This is a genomic window from Halomonas urmiana (assembly GCF_005780185.1).
Taxonomy (GTDB): domain Bacteria; phylum Pseudomonadota; class Gammaproteobacteria; order Pseudomonadales; family Halomonadaceae; genus Halomonas; species Halomonas urmiana.
The window spans coordinates 37,487-52,373 of record NZ_VBUI01000023.1; the positions used below are offsets into that span (position 1 = coordinate 37,487).

Genomic DNA, 14,887 nt, shown 5'->3' on the forward strand with positions numbered 1-14,887 from the left:
GCCCCTCGAATGCCAGAGTCTCTGAACATGATACCAAAAAAACATATAGAGGACTTGACGGTCGTGTATCATGTGTCATATACATGAGTTGAAGCTTCGCAGCAGTCAGTCCATCAGGAGGCCTGTGTCCAGGCTGTCATCGAGATAACACCCATAACCTCGCAAGTGGAGAGGAGACATCATGAGCATCGACTTCGTAGTACATGATGCCGACGACAGTGTCGGCGTCGCGGTGGTCGAGGGAATTCAGGCCGGTCAGGAACTGACCGGCTGGGTCATGCAGGAGGATCAGACCATCACTTGCACGGTGAGCGATCCCATTCCCATCGGTCACAAGCTCGCCATCCGCGATCTGTCGGAGGGAGACGCCGTGATGAAGTACAGCGTCGACATCGGTCGCGTGATCAAGCCCATCAAGAAGGGTGAGCACCTGCACGTCCACAACGTCAAAACCAAGAGGTGGTAAAAGATGGAAATCAAGGGTCGCAAGTTTCTGGGCTATCGTCGCGAAAATGGCCGGGTCGGGGTTCGGAACCACGTCATCGTGCTGCCGGTCGACGACATTTCCAACGCTGCCGCCGAGGCCGTCGCCAACAACATCAAGGGTACCCTGGCGCTGCCGCATCCCTATGGTCGCCTGCAGTTCGGCGCTGACCTGGACCTGCATTTCCGTACCCTGATCGGCATCGGCTGCAATCCCAACGTCGCCGCGGTCATCGTCATCGGCATCGAGCCGGGCTGGACCGGTAAGGTCGTCGACGGCATCAAGGCCACCGGCAAGCCGGTCGAGGGTTTCTGGATCGAGCAGAACGGGGATCACAACACCATCTGCGCCGCCTCCAAGAAGGCTCGCGAATTCGTGCAGCATGCCAGTGAGCTGCAGCGAGAGGAGTGCGACGTCGACGAGCTGTGGGTCTCCACCAAGTGCGGTGAGTCCGATACCACCTCGGGCTGCGGCGCCAACCCCACCGTCGGTGCGGCATTCGACAAGCTGTATGAGGCGGGCTGCACGCTGGTGTTCGGCGAGACCTCGGAGCTGACCGGGGGCGAGCATCTCGTCGCCGAGCGTTGTGCCACTCCGGAAGTTCGCGAGCAGTTCCAGGCCATGTTCGATCGCTACAGCGACATGATCGATCGTCACAAGACCAGCGATCTCTCCGAGTCACAGCCCACCAAGGGCAACATCGAGGGGGGGCTGACCACCATCGAGGAGAAGGCGCTGGGCAACATCCAGAAGATCGGCAAGCGCTGCCGGGTCGACGGGGTGCTGGACAAGGCCGAGCATCCCGACAAGCCGGGCCTGTGGTTCATGGACTCCTCCTCCGCGGCCGCCGAGATGGTGACGCTGTGTGCCGCCTCGGGCTACGTGGTGCACTTCTTCCCCACCGGCCAGGGCAACGTGATCGGCAACCCGATCCTGCCGGTGATCAAGATCTGCGCCAACCCGCGCACCGTGCGCACCATGGGCGAGCACATCGATGTCGACGTCTCACACCTGCTCAAGCGCGAGATCAATATGGAAGAGGCCGGCGACCAGCTGCTCGAGATGATGCTGCGCACCGCCAACGGTCGGCATACCTCAGCCGAGGCCCTGGGGCATCGTGAGTTCGTGCTGACCCGTCTCTACGAAAGTGCCTGATATGATCGCGACGCCCCCACCCGACGGTGGGGGCTTTTTGCCTATGTAACACCTACCGCGAGAGGAGGGGCTGTTTTTATCAGGCGTTGGGTTCGTGACGACCCCGACGACCCACAGCAGGCAAGCTCAGCACGACAACGACAATATCTGGAGATACGCCATGCGAATTTCTCGCTCCATCGCCCTGGCCACGGGCTTCGGAATCACCATCGCCGCCGGCGTCACTACGCTGGCCGCCGCAGACGACTTTCCCAGCAAGGACGTCCAGTATGTGATCCCCTTCGGCCCCGGCGGTGAGTCCGATATCAGTGCCCGGCTGCAGCAGAAGTATTTCGAGGAGATCACCGGCGAACAGCTGGTCGTGCAGTACATGCCCGGCGGTGGCGGAGCCGTGGGTTGGTCCCAGCTCTCCGACATGTCCGCAGATGGCTACACCATCATGGGCTCTAACCTGCCGCATATCATCCTCAAGCCCATGGGCAAGGACGTCGGCTTCCAGACCGCCGATCTCAACAACTTCTTCTATTTCCACTACTCCCCCGACGCCATCCTGGTCCGCAACGATAGCCCCTTCGAGACCCTCGACGACTTGATCCAGGCCGCCGAGGAGGCTCCCGGCGCGGTGACGCTATCCGGCAGCGGCACCTACAGCGCCAACGACGTGGCCAACACTCGCTTCCAGCAGCTGGCCGACGTCACCACCACCTATATTCCCTTCAAGGGCACCGGGGCCGCGGTGACGGCACTGCTCGGTGGCCAGGTTCAGGCCGAATGGGGCTACACCACGGTGGCGGCCAACCACCAGGACAAGGTCCGCATGCTGGCCGTGGCCGCCGAGGAACGCCATCCACTGTTCCCCGACGTGCCCACCTTCCAGGAGCTCGGCTATGACATGGTGGGCGGTGCCTATCGCGGCATGGCGGTGCCGGAGGGAACCCCCGAGGAGATCCAGCAGCGGCTCTCCGACATCTTCCAGCAGATCAACGAGAATCCCGAGTTCCAGCAGAAGATGCAGGATCTCGGCTTCGTGCTGATGGACGTCCCACTGGGCGAGATGGATGACTTCATGGCGGAGCAGCATCGCGTCTACGAGGCCACCGCGCGTGAACTCGGCCTGATCGACTGATTCGGGGAGGAGCTGCAATGGATATGCTCAGCTATGCCCTGGGGGCCCTGTCGCCGGTGAACCTGGGGTTGGCCCTGCTCGGCGTGGCCTCGGGAATCATCATCGGGGCCTTGCCGGGACTCTCGGCTACCATGGCCGTAGCGGTGCTGGTGCCGGTGACCTTCGGCATGGCCCCGGAATCGGCGCTGATCATGCTGGGGGCTATCTATACCGGGGCGATCTATGGCGGCTCCTATGCCGCCATTTTAGTCAACACGCCGGGGACCCCCTCGGCGATCGCCACGACCTTCGATGGCTATCCCATGGCCAAGCGAGGGGATGGCGATCTGGCGGTGACCCTGTCGACGCTGGCTTCCGTGGTGGGCGGATTGGTCGGCGTACTGGCTCTGTTGACCCTGGCGCCGCTGCTGGCCCAGGTCGCCCTGAGTTTCGGTCCGGTGGAGTACTTCTGGCTGGCGATCTTCGGGCTGACGCTCATCTCGGCGCTGTCCGAGGGCTCGACGCTCAAGGGCTTCATGGGCGCCGGCTTCGGGCTGCTACTCTCGACTGTCGGTGTAGCCGTGGTGGGCGGCGATATCCGCTACACATTCGGCTCCCAGGTGCTGCTGGGCGGCATCGAGACGGTATCGGCGCTGATCGGCCTGTACTGCATCCCGGTGCTGATCGACCTGGTGGCAACGCCTGAGGCCCACCTGAAGGTCGACGAGGAGCAACGGGGCATTCGTCTGCGCGAAGGCCTGGCGCATGCCTGGCTAGGCAAGCTCAACCTGCTGCGTTCGGCCACCATCGGCACGGGGGTGGCCATCCTGCCCGGCGCCGGGGGCTCCATCGCCAGCCTGGTGTCCTATTCCGAGGCGCGACGTGCCTCCCGAGATTCCGCGAGCTTCGGCAAGGGCAATCCCCAGGGGGTGCTGGCCACCGAGGCCGCCAACAATGCCACGGTGGGTGGCGGCTTCATTCCAACCCTGGTGCTGGGCATCCCCGGCACTCCGCCCGATGCGGTCATCCTGGGCGCCTTGCTGGTGCAGGGGTTCCGCACGGGACCGGAGCTGTTCACCACTAATGCCAACATCACCTATACCTTCGTGGCCGGCCTCTTCCTGGCCACCATCCTGCTGCTGCCACTTGGACTGCTGATCGGCCGCTACGCCTTCAAGTCGATCATCACCATTCCCAAGGCGCTGCTGGTGCCGACCATCGCCTTCATGACCGTGATCGGCACCTATGCCATCCGCAACAGCATCAGCGACGTCATCATCATGCTGACCCTCGGGGTGGTGGGGTGGCTGCTCAACCGCTACGGCTTCCGGCCGTCGCCCATCGTGCTGGGACTGATCCTGGGGCCCATCGCCGAACAGGGCTTCGTCCAGGGCTTCCTGATGGGGCGTGCCAGTGGTTCCTATGCCACGACCTTCTTCGGCGGGCCCATCTCGCTGACGATCATCGCCCTGTCGCTGCTCAGTGTCTTCTACCCCTTGATCAAGGCGCGACGGGCCCGGCGGCGCGGCCATGACGGTGGGGATTCCCACCAGGAGACTTCCTCATGACGGATGCGACCCGCAAGGTCCAGGCGGCCTGCTCGGCCCGCGCCGAGTTCCTGTTGCCGCTGCTGTTCATCGCCATGAGCGCGCTGTGCATCTGGCAGGGCCGGGATATGAGCCAGCTTGGCGCTGTCTTTCCCACCACCATCGCTGCGGTGACCTTGGCCGCCGGCGTGCTGCGCTTGGGGCAGTTGGCCCTGCGCGGAGTGTTCAGCAACGCCGCGCGCCAGCGGGGCTCGACCCCGCGCCGGGTGCTGCTGGTGCTCGCCATGACCGCCTGGGCGCTGGTCATGCCCTGGGCCGGCTTCCTGTTAGCGGGGCTGGCGAGCTTCGTCACCCTGATGCTGATCGCCCAGCACGAGCCCTGGACGCCGCGCCGGCTGTTGGGGCACCTGATCACCGGTGCCGTGTTGGTGGCCTTTTTCTACGGGCTCTTCGCGGTGCTGCTCAATGTCCCGCTACCGGTGGGCAAATGGTGGATGGGCTAAAGGAAAGGGCCGTTGCTACGGCCAGCATCACAACAACCGATACCGGGACGCATTCGTTGAAGAGGAGGGGAGTTCCCATGGTCAAGATCGTGATTTCTGAATTCATGGACGAGGGGGCCGCCGCAAGCCTCGAGGACCGCTTCGAAGTGATCTTCGACAGTGGCCTGGTGGAGGATCGCCGGGCGCTGCTTGCAGCAGTGGCCGAGGCCGACGCTATCATCGTGCGCAACCGCACCCAAGTGGATGCCGAGCTGCTGGCCGCCGCGCCGCATCTGAAGGTGGTGGGGCGCTTGGGCGTGGGGCTCGACAACATCGACTTGGCCGCCTGCGAGGCCCGGGGCGTGACGGTCAAGCCGGCCCATGGCGGCAACGGAAGCTCGGTGGCGGAGTACGTGCTGACGGGTGCCCTGATGCTGCGTCGCCGAGCTTACTTCGCCAGCCAGGCCATGCAGTCGGGAGAGTGGCCGCGCCAGGCGCTGATCGGCCGCGAGGTGGCCGGCAGCACCCTCGGGCTGGTGGGCTTCGGCGCCATCGCCCGGGAGACCGCACGACGTGCCTTGGCCCTGGATATGCGGGTGGCGGCCTTCGATCCTCACCTGGCGGCGGATGCTCCGGAGTGGGCCGGGGTGAACCGTCACGAGAACCTGGACGCATTGGTCGCATCCGCTGACGTGGTCAGCCTCCACGTCCCCTTGACCGAGGCGACCCATCACCTCATCGATGCCGCGGCCCTGGCCAGGATGAAGTCCGATGCCGTGCTGATCAACGCCGCCCGGGGGGGGATCGTCGACGAGGTCGCCCTGGCAGTGGTGCTGCGCCAGGGGCGCCTGGCCGGTGCCATGCTGGACGTCTTCGAACAGGAACCGCTGCCGGCTGGCTCTGCGCTCGTGGGAGTGCCGAACCTGATCCTCACGCCGCATATCGCCGGGGTGACCGAGGAATCCAATGCCCGCATCAGCCAAATGACCGCCGACAATGTTCGTGCGGTACTCATGCATCAGAAGACGACGGAGGAACAGGTATGAACGATGCCGCTGACATGACCGAAGAGGCGGCGCGAAGCCTGTCGATGGCGGCGATGCGCGCCCGTGGCTTCGGCGAGTCCGAGGCCGCGGCCACCGTCGAGGCACTACTGGATGCCGAGCGCGATGGCCTGCCATCCCATGGCCTGTCGCGACTGCCGTTCTATCTCGATCAGGCCGCCAGCGGCAAGGTGAGGGCCACGGCGATACCCCTTGTGGAGGTCGATGGCGCCGTGGTGCGGGTCGATGCGGGTCATGGCCTGGCCTTCCCGGCGGTGGCCGAGGGGCTGGCGGCCGGATTATGCCAAGTGCGTGAGAGTGGCCTGGTGGCCATCTCCATCGCCCGCTCGCATCACTTCGGCGTGGCGGGGGCCCCGGTCGAGGCCGCGGCGCGTCAGGGGCTGATGGCCATGGCGTTCAGCAATGCGCCCGCGGCCATGGCCCCCTGGGGCGGCAATCGGCCGCTGTACGGCACCAACCCCATCGCCTTCGCCTGTCCGCGGCGGGACGCCGAGCCGTTGCTGATCGACCTGTCGCTGTCCAGGGTGGCCCGCGGCAAGGTGATGCTGGCCAAGAAACAGGGCCAGCCGATTCCCGACGACTGGGCTCTGGATATCGAGGGGCGGCCGACCACCGACGCCGACGCCGCCTTGGCCGGCAGCATGATCCCAGCGGGCGACGCCAAGGGGGCCGCCCTGGCGCTGATGGTGGAGCTGCTTACCGCGGGGCTCGCCGGCAGCCACTTCGGCTTTCAGGCCAGTTCCTTCTTCGATGCCGAGGGCGAGGCCCCTAGCATCGCCCAACTGATCCTGCTGTTCGACCCGGCCCGCTTCTCGAGTGGCTTTCTCGAGCATGCCGAGACGCTGTTCGCGGCAATGCAGGACCAGCCCGGCGTCAGGCTACCTGGCGAGCGGCGCTACCGGCTGCGCCGCGAGGGGGGCGGCCAGTTGACGTTGCCCACGGCCCTGGTGGCCGCCCTCGAGGCCCACGCGGAAATAGGCTGAGGCGCTAGGAGGCCGGCGGCACGGGGCCGGTCGACTGTCTGAGCACCAGGGGGGCATCCAGAAGACGGCGATGGGGTGGCGTATTGCCCCCGATGCTGGCGATAAGCGTATCGGCCACCTGGCGGCCGATCTCGTTCGCTGGCACGGCGATCGTGGTCAGGGGCGGAGACATGAAGCGTGCCTGGGGCAGATCGTCGAAGCCGGTGACCGAGAGCTCCTCAGGAATGCTGACGCCGGCCCGCTGGGCGGCCAGCAAGACGCCGAAGGCGAGGGTGTCGTTGCCGCAGAGGATCGCCGTGGGTGGTTCTTCGAGCCCCATCAGGGTCTCGAAGGCCTGCGCCCCCTCGGCGATGCCGTAGTTCACCGTGACGGTGTATTCCGGCGGCAGGTCACGGCCCGCTGCTGCGATCGCCTGTCGGAACCCCTCCAGCCGGGCTCGGGCCCGGTCGTTGCCGTCGGTGGGTGCCGTGATGACAGCGAGACGGTGGTGCCCCAGCATCAGGAGGTGATGCGCTAGGTGGCGTGCCGGTGCGGTATTGTCGAAGCCGATACAGGGCCACTTCGGGTCGTCCTTTGCGTGCCAGCTGGTCAGGAAGGGCAGGTGGCGTCGCTCGAGGAGAGTCTTCACCGCGGGTCGGTGATCATGGCCGATAAGGACGACGCCATCGACTCCTTGCTGAACCAGGGTCCTCAGGGCCTGGAGCTCGTCGTCCAGGTCGTAACGATAGGTGGCGATCAACAATCGGCAGTCATGACGCTTCAGGCGTTGCTCCAGGCTGTCGATCATGGCGCTGAAGATGGGGTTGTCCAGCGTCGGTACCAGGGCGCCGATGGCGCCGATGCGGCGGGACGCCAGAGCTCGAGCGGTGCCATCGGGGACATAGCCGAGCTGGTCGATGGCGGCTTCGACGCGCCGTCGCAACCGCTCGCTGACATGGGGAGCCCGGTTGAGGACCCGCGACACCGAGGCCGTCGAAACCCCGGCCTCAAGGGCCACATCTTGGAGCAGAGTGCGGGATATCTGCTTGCTCATGAGCGCTTCGGCCTTCTGTTGTGGCTCGTCGGCGGGGAGGGCATTCGGCGAGGCATTTTTTTCTGGACAAGTCATCTAGAGGAGTCTAGCTTGGAGTCATGGGTTGTAAGCGCTTACAAGTTGCTTGCCGTCAGTATAGGCCCCCGTGGGGGATCGGCAAGCAGGCGCCGCACCCTGACCGGTTGAGGCGCGCGGGGCCTCGCCGGGCATACGACAACAATACACCGCGGGAGGCACGCAACATGCCGGATTCACCTCGCAAGGCAAGCGGGTCCCTGGGTGGCCTGATATGGCTGGCCCTCGGTCTGTTCGCTCTCTTCTTCCTCAACGTCGTCATGCAACGCTTCTTCCCGGGGATATACGACATTGCGCCGGCTCTGGAAGCGGTACTGCTGGTGGTCGCAACCGCCTTCTTCATCTCCGGATGTCTAAGGCTCGAATCACGACAATCCTCCCCGCCATGACCCTGAGTCTGGCCAAACATTAACAACAATCCTGAGGAGCAAGCTCATGTCACCTTTCAAGACACCGTTTTTTCAAGACCTCGATACCACTGGTGAGCCCTCTCGGCCTGAGCGCCGACAGTTCATGGGTGCCGTGGCTCGCTACGGCTTCAGTGCCGCAGTGATCGGTGCCGTCGGTGGCACCCTGTTCTCCGAGCAGGCCATGGCCCAGACGTCCCAGGAGGAGAGCGAGCGCGCCGCCGCCGCCGAGGTCACCCTGACGATGGCCACCGGCTACACCCTGGGGGCGTCTCGGGCCTATCCGATCATGCAGCTCAACTTCAAGGAGAACCTGCAGAACTTCACCGGCGGGCGGCTCTACGTGAAGTTGGCGCCGGGTGGTCAGCTTGGAGCCGGCGGTGACCTCGTCAGCAAGGTGCAGAACGGCACCATCGCCATCGCGCAGCACTCCATCTCCAACCTTTCACCGTTCGCCCCCGAAGTCGACCTGATCAACATCCCCTATTGGTGCGGCGATAATCAGCGCCTGGTCAACCTGGTCACCTCCAAGCGCTGGCGCGAGGTGGTCCATCACAAGGTGGAAGAGCGTGGCTTCAAGGTGCTGAACTACATCTGCATCGATCCGCGTACCGTGGCGGTGCGTAATGGCCTTCGCGACGGTCCGGTGAAGACCCCGGAGGACATCAAGGGGATCAAGTTCCGGGTGCCATCCTCGGAGATCCTGCAGAAGGTCTATCGACTGGCCGGGGCCAACCCCACCCCGGTGGCCTGGGGCGAGACCACCTCTGCGATTCAGCAGGGCGTCGCCGATGCCCTTGATCCCAGCGTTCAGGCGTTGCTGGTGTTTGGCTTCACCGACGTCCTGGCCAGCATCTCCACCATCCAGTCGGTACCCGATGCCCAGGTCTATACCTGCAACAAGAAATGGTTCGATGCACAGTCCGCCGCGATCCAGGAAGGCATCCTGCAGGCCGCTGACGTCACCTTCCGCGAGAACCTGGCCAAGGTGCCGGCAGCGCGGGCCTATGCCTACCACCAGATGCGCCAGGCCGGGGTCGAGATCTATTCGCCAACCGACGATGAGCTCGCCCAGTGGAAGGCCATCTGCGGTCACCAGCTTCCGGCCTGGGAAGACACCAAGCGTGAGCTGGCCGGGTCGCTTGAGGTGTTCGACGAGCTCTTGGCCGCTACGGAGGTGTCGAATGGCTACTTCGTCGACAACAACTCCTAAGAAGGAGGCTTGGCGTGCTTTCCGTCTGCGCTGCGACCGTATCGATCGCAAGAGCGAACGCTGGCTGCTGCTGACGTTTTATGCGCTGATCATCTTGACGGTTGCCATCGAGGTCATCCGCCGATTCTTGCTGGACTATTCCTCCGTATGGGGGGAGGAACTGGCTCGCTACGCCTTCATCTACCTCGCCTGGATCGCCGCAGCTGCGGCGGTCCGTGACCGCGCCCACATTCGTATCGACGTGCTGGTCAATCTCGGCGGCCCGAAGATGAAGCGACTGGGCTGGTGGCTCTCGGACATTGCCACTCTGGTGCTGGCGGTATGGGCGTTGTGGCTGTCGATCTCACCGGTGCTGACATCGTTGAACTTCGGTTCGGTGACCCCCGGGCTGCGCCTCTCTCAGGCTATTTTCCTTATGGCGATACCGATTGGCTTCCTGCTGGTAGCGTCCCGGGTGGTCCAGACGATGCTGGGAGATATCCGTCGCATGCGCCGTGGTGAGCCTCCCTTTGATGGCCACAAGTTGTTCGACTGAGGAGGTCCGCTATGGAATTTATGACTATTGGGCAGGCTGCCGCAGACCTGGGCTGGACCTTCTATGCGCCCCTGGCGGTCCTGGTCGGATTGATCGTATTCGGCGTGCCCATCTGGGTAGCCATCGGCCTCGGGACCTTGGGCATGCTGACGATGACCGAGACCCTGCCATTGTCGGTGTTCGGCGAGTCGTTGTTCGAAGGCATCAACGCCTTCGCGTTGATCGCTGTGCCGCTGTTCATCCTGACCGGGGATGCACTGGTGCGCTCGGGGCTCTCGGACAAGTTGCTCGACGTGGCCGAGGCGAGCGTCGGGGGAATGCGCACCGGACTTGGTAGCTCCACCACGCTTGGCTGCGGTTTCTTCGCCTGCATCTCCGGCTCCGACGCCGCCGGGGCGGCAGCGGTTGGGCGCATGACCATTCATCGCCTGGTGGAACGCGGTTATCCCCTTCCAGCGGCCTGTGCGTTGGTGGCGTCTGGTGCCTGTACGGGCATCCTGATCCCGCCATCTATCGCCTATATCGTGATGGGACTGGTACTGGGCATGTCGGTATCGACTCTGTTCCTGGCCGCCGCCATTCCTGGGGTGCTGGTGATGCTGTCGGTGATGACCACCAACGTGGTGCTCAATCGCCTGTATGGCTTCGAGGGTGATCGGGCGCCTTTTTCCTGGCGTCGTTGGGGGGCCACGGTATGGGATGCGCGCTGGGCACTGTTCGTGCCGGTGGTGATCCTAGGAGGCATCTACTCCGGGATTTTCACCCCGACCGAGGCGGCTTCGGTGGCCGTGGTGGTAGTGGTGCTGATAGGCCTCCATCAGGGACGCCTGAGTCTCGGTGATATACCACGAATGCTGGAATCCTCGGCACGGGTGTGCGGCGTCATCGTGCCGATCATCGCCGTATCGTTGCCCCTGGCCCAGACGCTGGCCAGCCTCGACATTCCCCAGACGTTGGTGAGCGGTATCGGTGGGCTGACCGACTCTTCAACGGTGGTCATTTTACTGATGATCGGCATCCTGGTCCTGGCGGGCTGCGTGATGGAAACTACGCCCAACATCGTGATTCTGTCGCCTCTGCTTCTGCCGCTGGCTCTACAGGCGGGCATGAACGAGTTCCATTTCGCCATCCTGATGGTGACCACCCTGGGGCTGGGTTTCATCACGCCACCGCTGGGGCTCAACCTCTTCGTGGTGTCGGGGCTGACACGCTGCTCGGTATTGGCCATCGCGCGTTATGCCTTCCCCTTCGTGCTGGGCATGTTGCTGGTGGTGCTGCTGATCGCCTTCGTGCCTTGGCTATCGACCTGGTGGCTGTAGGCCCCCGATGAGGAGCACAGCATTCAAGGGCCATCTTGAATGATCAGTTGGAAATGTAAGCGCTTACATAAATGAAGTATAGAGATTGATGCAGTACCAGGGGCGCAACAAGAGATGTTGCAGCCGGTGCGCTCCCCGTCACTCCAGGGGAAGGGCGCCAGCCTTAGGGACCGCCCCACCGTGTAATCCGGGGCCATTCGGGCTCTGGTAATCCAATGATAGGCAACCCAAGCCAGAGGAAGACACAAATGACAATCCACTACTACAAGAAGGCCGAGAAGAACGCGTCCACCGGCTACGACCAGACCCAGGAGACCGTCTCCCGCATGCTGGCCGAGATCGAGGCCGAGGGAGAGAGCAAGGCGAAGGAATACTGCCGCACCCTGGATGGCTGGGAAGGTGACGTGGTGGTCGGACGCGAGCAGATCGAGGCGGCCAAGGCCAAGGTGCCCGAGCAGCTCAAGCAGGACATCCACTTCGCCTACGAGCGGGTGAGCCGCTTCGCCGCCGCCCAGCGTGACAGCATCGGTGAATTCGAGACCGAGCTGTCGCCGGGGCTGTTCGCCGGCCAGAAGCTGATCCCGATGGAGACCGCCGGCTGCTACGTGCCCGGCGGGCGCTATGCGCATATCGCCTCGGCGATCATGAGCGTAGCCACGGCCAAGGTGGCCGGCGTCAAGAATGTCGTGGCCTGCTCGGTGCCGCGCGACGAGCAGGGTATCCATCCGGCGATCCTTTATGCCATGGACCTGGCCGGGGCCGACACCATCCTGCAGATGGGGGGGGTGCAGGGCATCGCTTCCATGGCTTTCGGGCTCTTTACCGGCAAGCCGGCCGATATCCTGGTCGGCCCGGGTAACCGTTTCGTGGCCGAGGCCAAGCGTCAGCTCTTCGGTCGCTGCGGCATCGATATGTTCGCGGGCCCGACCGAGATCGGCATCATCGCCGACCAGGACGCGGATCCCGAAATCGTCGCCGCCGACCTGGTGGGCCAGGCCGAGCACGGGCCGGATTCGCCTGTCTGGTTGTTCACCACCTCGCGTGAGCTGGCCGATACCGTCTCCGGGCTCATGCCGGGGCTGATCGAGGCTCTGCCGGAGACCCAGAGCAAGGCGGCGGATGCGGCCTGGCGCGATTACGGCGAGATCATCGTCTGCGACACCCGGGAGGAAGTCGTCGAGGTCAGCGATCGCTATGCCTCCGAGCATCTGGAATTGCAGGTCGCCGATCTCGACTGGTGGATCGAGCGGCTCAACAGCTACGGGTCGTTGTTTGTCGGCGAGGAGGCCACCGTGGCTTTCGGTGACAAGTGTTCCGGGACCAACCACATCCTGCCCACCAAGGGAGCGGCCCGCTACACCGGGGGCCTGTGCGCCCAGAAGTTCCTCAAGATCGTGAGCTATCAGCGTCAGAACCGCGAGGCCACCCGCAGCGTGGCGGCGGCCACCGCTCGCCTATCGCGCTGCGAAGGCATGGAAGGGCATGCGCGCACCGGTGACGTCCGCCTGGCCAAGTACTACCCGGACGAGACCTTCGACCTGGTAATCCCCGAGGAGGTGTGAGATGCAGCCAGTCTTCGATCTCGACGGCCAGGTGGCGCTGGTCACCGGCGGCAGCAGCGGCCTGGGTCGGGCCATGGCTGCGGCTCTGGCCGCGGCGGGTGCCCGGGTGGTGGTGGCTGCCCGTCGTCGTGAGGCCCTGGAGGAGAGTGTGTCGGCCATCGAGGCACAGGGCGGCCAGGCGGCCGCCCTCGTTGCCGACCTCGCCGATCCGCAGGCCCTGGACGAGGCGGCTCGCCGGGCGGCCGAGCCCTTCGGCACGGTGACCATCCTGGTCAACGCCGCCGGCGTCAACCTGCGCCAGCCCATCGAGGAGGTCGATCTGGCGTCCTGGCAGCTGACTCTGCAGCTGCATCTGGGGACACCTTTCTTCCTGTCCCGGGCGCTGGTGCCAGGCATGCGCGAGAAGGGCTATGGGCGCATCATCAACCTGGCTTCACTGCAGTCACAGCGTGCCTTCCCCGACAGTGCGCCCTACGGAGCCGGCAAGGGCGGCATCGTCCAGCTGACCCGCGCCATGGCCGAGGCCTGGTCCCGCCACGGCATCAATGCCAATGCGATCGCCCCAGGCTTCTTTCCCACCGAACTGACGGCGCCGGTGTTCGACGACCCGGCCTCGGCCGAGGCCCTGGCCGGGCGCACCGCCATCGGCCGCAACGGCACCCAGGAGGACATCGCCGGGCCCACGGTGTTCCTGGCCTCACCTGCTGCCGGCTACGTGACCGGGCAGACCCTCTATGTCGATGGCGGCTTCACCGCTAAGTGACGCCCCTGCAAGGAGATCCTCATGCAAGCACTCTATTACGTCGGGCCCGAGCGGCTCGAACTACGCGAGACCGAGGAGGCGCCACTGGTCGAGGGCGAGTCTCGGGTCCGCATCCAGGCCACCGGCATCTGCGGGTCCGATCTGCACGCCTTCCACGGCCATGATCCGCGCCGCCAGCCGCCGCTGATCCTCGGCCATGAGGCCGCCGGCGAGGTGGTGGAGGGGGCCCTGGCCGGCAAGCGCGTGACCATGAACCCGCTGATCGTCTGCGGCCACTGTGACTACTGTCTCGAGGGGCGCCAGAACCTCTGCAGCAATCGCACCATGATCGGCATGACCCGCCCCGGGAGCTTCGCCGAGACACTGACCATCCCCGATCACTGCCTGATCGAGCTGCCCGATTCCCTGCCCGCCGTGGCGGCGGCACTGACCGAGCCGGCGGCCACCGCGCTTCACGGCATCAACCGGCTCGAGCGATTCCTGTCCAGGCCGCTCTCCGAGGCTCGGGTACTGGTGATCGGTGCCGGCGCCGTGGGTCTGCTGGTCGGGCTGATCCTGCGCCACAAGGGAGTGCGCCACCTGCAACTCGCCGACACCAATCCGCTTCGCCGGCGCACCGCCGAGCAGGCCGGGCTTGAGGTCTTCGACCCGCGGGACGACTCGCCCGAGGCGGACAGCTACGAGGCCGTCTTCGATTGTGTCGGGGCGGCCCCTACACGGGACATGGCCGTTGGGGCCGTGCGTCCCGGCGGGGCCATCATGCACCTCGGGCTGCAGGACAACGAGGGAGGGCTCGATGTCCGGGCCATCACCCTCAAGGAGGTGACCTTCCTCGGCGCCTACACCTATACGCCATCCGACCTGCGGGCTACCGTCGACCTGCTGGATTCTCAGGCCCTGGGGCCTCTCGACTGGGTGGAGGTGCGCCGACTCGATGAAGGGGCCGCCGCGTTCGCCGAACTCGTCGCGGGTCAAACCTCGGCGGCCAAAGTCATCCTGGAGCCCTGATGTGCCCGTGTCATCCCCGATGGGGCAGGCCCAGCATTGGAGCGCCTCGGCGGTGGTCCCGCCGGGGGCGCGCCTGCCCCTCGCGCGGGTCGACGACCTGGAGATCGGCCCGAGCTATCCTGGTGGTGGGCTGTCAGCCGGTGATCCCGGTG

At 65.0% G+C, this 14,887-nt stretch carries 15 protein-coding genes; 14 read left to right on the top strand and 1 reads right to left on the bottom strand.

Features of this window, described 5'->3' with window-relative positions; translation table 11 throughout:
- Window positions 1–181: 181 nt before the first annotated feature.
- From FEI13_RS14515 to FEI13_RS14545, 7 genes are all read left to right on the top strand, one after another.
- Window positions 182–466 (top strand): UxaA family hydrolase, encoded by a 285-nt coding sequence (locus FEI13_RS14515; RefSeq protein WP_138182236.1) that lies wholly within the window; start codon window positions 182–184, stop codon window positions 464–466.
- Window positions 467–469: 3 nt separating this feature from the next.
- Window positions 470–1,639: a UxaA family hydrolase gene (locus tag FEI13_RS14520; RefSeq protein ID WP_138182237.1), complete on the top strand. Its 1,170-nt coding sequence runs from the start codon at window positions 470–472 to the stop codon at window positions 1,637–1,639.
- 160 nt (window positions 1,640–1,799) lie between these two features.
- Window positions 1,800–2,765, top strand: a complete 966-nt coding sequence (locus FEI13_RS14525; RefSeq protein ID WP_138182238.1) for a tripartite tricarboxylate transporter substrate binding protein — start codon at window positions 1,800–1,802, stop codon at window positions 2,763–2,765.
- A gap of 17 nt (window positions 2,766–2,782) precedes the next feature.
- Window positions 2,783–4,312: a tripartite tricarboxylate transporter permease gene (locus FEI13_RS14530; RefSeq protein ID WP_138182239.1), complete on the top strand. Its 1,530-nt coding sequence runs from the start codon at window positions 2,783–2,785 to the stop codon at window positions 4,310–4,312.
- On the top strand, window positions 4,309–4,794 hold the full coding sequence (locus FEI13_RS14535; RefSeq protein ID WP_138182240.1) for a tripartite tricarboxylate transporter TctB family protein: 486 nt from the start codon (window positions 4,309–4,311) through the stop codon (window positions 4,792–4,794). The genes FEI13_RS14530 and FEI13_RS14535 overlap by 4 nt, the downstream gene beginning before the upstream one ends.
- 77 nt (window positions 4,795–4,871) lie before the next feature.
- Window positions 4,872–5,819 (top strand): hydroxyacid dehydrogenase, encoded by a 948-nt coding sequence (locus FEI13_RS14540; protein ID WP_138182241.1) that lies wholly within the window; start codon window positions 4,872–4,874, stop codon window positions 5,817–5,819.
- Window positions 5,816–6,820, top strand: coding sequence for an Ldh family oxidoreductase (locus tag FEI13_RS14545; protein ID WP_240036536.1), 1,005 nt, complete (start codon window positions 5,816–5,818; stop codon window positions 6,818–6,820). Before FEI13_RS14540 ends, FEI13_RS14545 begins: the two co-directional genes overlap by 4 nt.
- 4 nt (window positions 6,821–6,824) lie before the next feature.
- Here the strand turns inward: FEI13_RS14545 and FEI13_RS14550 are convergent, their stop codons facing one another.
- Window positions 6,825–7,853: a LacI family DNA-binding transcriptional regulator gene (locus FEI13_RS14550; RefSeq protein ID WP_158294554.1), complete on the bottom strand. Its 1,029-nt coding sequence runs from the start codon at window positions 7,851–7,853 to the stop codon at window positions 6,825–6,827.
- 242 nt (window positions 7,854–8,095) lie between these two features.
- Here FEI13_RS14550 and FEI13_RS14555 point away from each other — a divergent pair, with 242 nt between their 5' ends.
- From FEI13_RS14555 to FEI13_RS14585, 7 genes are all read left to right on the top strand, one after another.
- Window positions 8,096–8,317, top strand: a complete 222-nt coding sequence (locus FEI13_RS14555) for a hypothetical protein (RefSeq protein ID WP_138182243.1) — start codon at window positions 8,096–8,098, stop codon at window positions 8,315–8,317.
- 46 nt (window positions 8,318–8,363) lie between these two features.
- Entirely contained in the window at window positions 8,364–9,548 is a 1,185-nt protein-coding gene (locus FEI13_RS14560) for a TRAP transporter substrate-binding protein (RefSeq protein WP_138182244.1), read from the top strand.
- The gene (locus FEI13_RS14565; RefSeq protein WP_138182245.1) at window positions 9,520–10,083 is read left to right on the top strand and encodes a TRAP transporter small permease; all 564 of its coding nucleotides are present in this window, start codon (window positions 9,520–9,522) and stop codon (window positions 10,081–10,083) included. The genes FEI13_RS14560 and FEI13_RS14565 overlap by 29 nt, the downstream gene beginning before the upstream one ends.
- An 11-nt stretch (window positions 10,084–10,094) precedes the next feature.
- Window positions 10,095–11,402, top strand: a complete 1,308-nt coding sequence (locus FEI13_RS14570; protein WP_166462138.1) for a TRAP transporter large permease — start codon at window positions 10,095–10,097, stop codon at window positions 11,400–11,402.
- A 248-nt stretch (window positions 11,403–11,650) separates the two neighbouring features.
- Window positions 11,651–12,964: a histidinol dehydrogenase gene (hisD, locus tag FEI13_RS14575; protein ID WP_138182246.1), complete on the top strand. Its 1,314-nt coding sequence runs from the start codon at window positions 11,651–11,653 to the stop codon at window positions 12,962–12,964.
- Window position 12,965: 1 nt separating this feature from the next.
- A complete protein-coding gene (locus tag FEI13_RS14580) occupies window positions 12,966–13,727 on the top strand; it encodes an SDR family NAD(P)-dependent oxidoreductase (protein WP_138182247.1) in 762 nt (253 codons plus the stop codon).
- Between the two features lie 21 nt (window positions 13,728–13,748).
- On the top strand, window positions 13,749–14,735 hold the full coding sequence (locus FEI13_RS14585) for an alcohol dehydrogenase catalytic domain-containing protein (protein WP_138182248.1): 987 nt from the start codon (window positions 13,749–13,751) through the stop codon (window positions 14,733–14,735).
- Window positions 14,736–14,887 lie beyond the last annotated feature (152 nt).